General features: G+C 71.6%; 3 protein-coding genes. 1 reads left to right on the top strand and 2 read right to left on the bottom strand.

All coding sequences use genetic code 11. From position 1 onward, the window contains the following. On the top strand, positions 1–1,147 hold a 1,147-nt coding region (locus tag CVO76_RS16690; RefSeq protein ID WP_208740189.1), incomplete at its 5' end, for a S41 family peptidase. 74 nt (positions 1,148–1,221) lie between these two features. On the opposite strand, the gene CVO76_RS16695 is transcribed toward CVO76_RS16690, so the two are convergent. Both CVO76_RS16695 and sucB read right to left on the bottom strand, forming a co-directional pair. Further along, positions 1,222–1,653 carry an OsmC family protein gene (locus CVO76_RS16695; RefSeq protein ID WP_133081686.1) on the bottom strand — a complete coding sequence of 144 codons (432 nt, stop codon included), beginning with the start codon at positions 1,651–1,653 and terminating at the stop codon, positions 1,222–1,224. A gap of 205 nt (positions 1,654–1,858) precedes the next feature. Next, positions 1,859–2,659 (bottom strand): 2-oxoglutarate dehydrogenase, E2 component, dihydrolipoamide succinyltransferase (gene sucB, locus CVO76_RS16700; protein ID WP_208740190.1); only part of this gene is annotated, 801 nt, incomplete at its 5' end.

The following is a 2,659-nucleotide window of genomic DNA, read 5'->3' on the forward strand; positions in this document are numbered from 1 at the left end:
GCCGCTCGTCGCCCGGCTGGGGAGCCACGACGACCTCGCGGATCTGCTGTGGGAGCTGCACGGTGAACTCGGGACCTCCCACGCCTACGTCGCTCCGGTCCTGGTCACCGAGCCCGGGGGCCACCAGGGGTTCCTCGGCGGGGAGTTCGCGCCGGCCGACGGTGGCTGGGCCGTCACGAAGGTCTTCGCGACGGAGTCCTCGGACCCGAAGGCCGTCTCGCCCCTCAGTGCACCGGGGGCCGCCGTCCAGGCCGGCGACGTGATCGAGGCGATCGATGGCGTACCGGTGCCGGCCGCCTTCGGGCCGGGGGTCCTCCTGGCCGGAGCAGCCGGGGTCACCGTCGAGCTGACGGTGAGGTCCGGTGCCGGCGGAGACTCGGGGGGAGACGCCGTGGAGCGGCGCCGCGTCGCCGTCGTGCCCCTCCGCAGCGAGGAGCGCCTGCGCTACCAGACGTGGGTCGCGGCCAATCGGGCGGCGGTGCAGGAGGCGTCCGGCGGGCGCTTCGGCTATCTGCACATCCCCGACATGGTGGCGCACGGCTGGGGCCAGCTGCACCGCGACCTCGACCGGGAGACGGCACGCGACGCGCTCGTGGTGGACGTGCGCCGCAACCGGGGCGGGCACACCTCGCAGCTCGTCGCGGAGCTGATCGGGCGCCGCGTCACGGCCTGGTCGATGCCTCGGGGAGAAGCGCCGGGCACGTACCCGGCCCACGCACCCCGCGGGCCCGTGGTCGTCCTGACCGACGAGTTCGCGGGGTCCGACGGCGACATCATCACGCAGGTCGCCAAGCTGCGCGGGATCGGGCCCGTGGTCGGCACGCGGACGTGGGGCGGCGTCGTCGGTATCGACGGGCGCTTCAAGCTCGCGGACGGGACGGGCGTGAACCAGCCGCGCTACGGCTTCCACGTGACGGATGGGATCGGCTGGTCCATCGAGAACCATGGCGTGGATCCGGACGTCGAGGTGCCCTTCCCGCCGCACGCCCACGCGGCGGGCGAGGACCCCCAGCTCGAGCGGGGCGTCGGGATCCTGCGGGACCTGCTCGCCGGGGATCCCGCCGCCGTGCCGCCGGCCAGGGAGGGCTACCCCGCGCTGAGGCCCGGTCCGCTGCCGCCGCGTCCGCAGGACCTCCGCGGCCAGTAGTCCCACGGCTGCGGGCGAGAACGAGCAGGGACCCCGGACGATGTCCGGGGTCCCTGCTCGTTCTCGTGCGGAGCTCAGCCCTGGAGCGTCGCGGTGAGCGAGATGTCCTTGACGGCGGCGAGGGCCTGCGACACGGGGCAGCCCTCCTTGGCGGCCTGCGCCAGGCGCTGGAAGTCCTCCTCGGACAGGCCCGGCACGGTGGCGTCGAGAGTCAGTCGGATGGCCGTGATGCCCGTTCCTGGCTGGAAGTCGACCTCCGCCTTCGTCTCGACGCGCTCGGGTGTCTTCCCCTCTTCGCCGAGGGCGTGGCTGAAGGCCATCGAGAAGCAGGCGGAGTGCGCGGCGGCGATCAGTTCCTCGGGGCTCGTCTTGCCCTCGGACTGCTCGGCACGCGCCTTCCAGGTGACGTCGTAGGTCCCGATACCGGACGAATCCAGCGTTACCTGGCCTGAGCCGGAGGGGAGGTCGCCACTCCAGACGGTGTGGGCTGTGCGTACGGTAGCCATGGTTCTCCTTGCGGTCGGACCGGCGCGGATGTCACGCCGGGGTTCTTCATACCCATCCTAGGGAGCCCCGGGGCGGAGTTCCATCACGGGGGCGGCCTCCTCGGGCCTCGAGCGGTCCTCCGGCGCGGCAGGGCGGTAGGACGCACAGGAGCCGCCTCCCTGGTGGGAAGCGGCTCTTGTGCGGCCGGCCGGAGCCGGGGATGGACTACAGGCCGAGATCGGCCTCGAACGCGCCGCCCTCGAGGCGGGCCTTCAGCGTCTGCAGGAAACGACCCGCATCCGCGCCGTCGACCAGTCGGTGGTCGTAGGTCAGGCTCAGGTACATCATCGACCGGATGGCGATGGTGTCGTCGCCGTCGACGCCCGTGATGACCACGGGGCGCTTGACGATGATGCCCGTGCCGAGGATGCCCACCTGCGGCTGGTTGATGATCGGGGTGTCGAAGAGCGCTCCGGCCGACCCGATGTTCGTGATCGTGAAGGTGCCGCCCGAGAGTTCGTCGGGACCGATCTGGCCGTTGCGGGTGCGGGCTCCGACGTCGGCGATCTTCTTGGCGAGTCCGCCGAGGTTGAGGTTGCCGGCGTCCTTGATGACGGGGACGAGCAGGCCCTTCTCGGTGTCCACGGCGATCGCGAGGTGCTCGGCGTCGTGGTACGTGACCTCCTTCTTCTCCTCGTCGAAGGATGCGTTCAGCTTCGGGTGCTGCTTGAGCGCCTCGGTGACCGCCTTCGAGATGAAGGGGAGGAAAGTGAGCTTCGCGCCGTTCTGTGCCTGGAAGGTGTCCTTGGAGGACGCACGCAGCTTCGCGATGCGCGTCATGTCGACCTCGATCACCTGGGTGAGCTGGGCGGAGACCTCGAGCGATTCGCGCATGCGCTTCGCGATGGTCTGCCGGATCCGCGGCGCCTTCTCGACGGTGCCGCGGAGCTTGGACGGCTCGACGGCGGGAGCGGCAGTCTTCGACGGCGCGGCCGGAGCCGGTGCCGCGGGCGCCGACGGTGCGGC

Source organism: Arthrobacter agilis (assembly GCF_002953615.1).
Lineage (GTDB): Bacteria > Actinomycetota > Actinomycetes > Actinomycetales > Micrococcaceae > Arthrobacter_D > Arthrobacter_D agilis_B.

What these genes read in the sequence shown, in the direction of transcription:
- CVO76_RS16695 (WP_133081686.1), bottom strand. Translation starts at nt 1,653, where the DNA reads ATGGCTACCGTACGCACAGCCCACACCGTCTGGAGTGGCGACCTCCCC.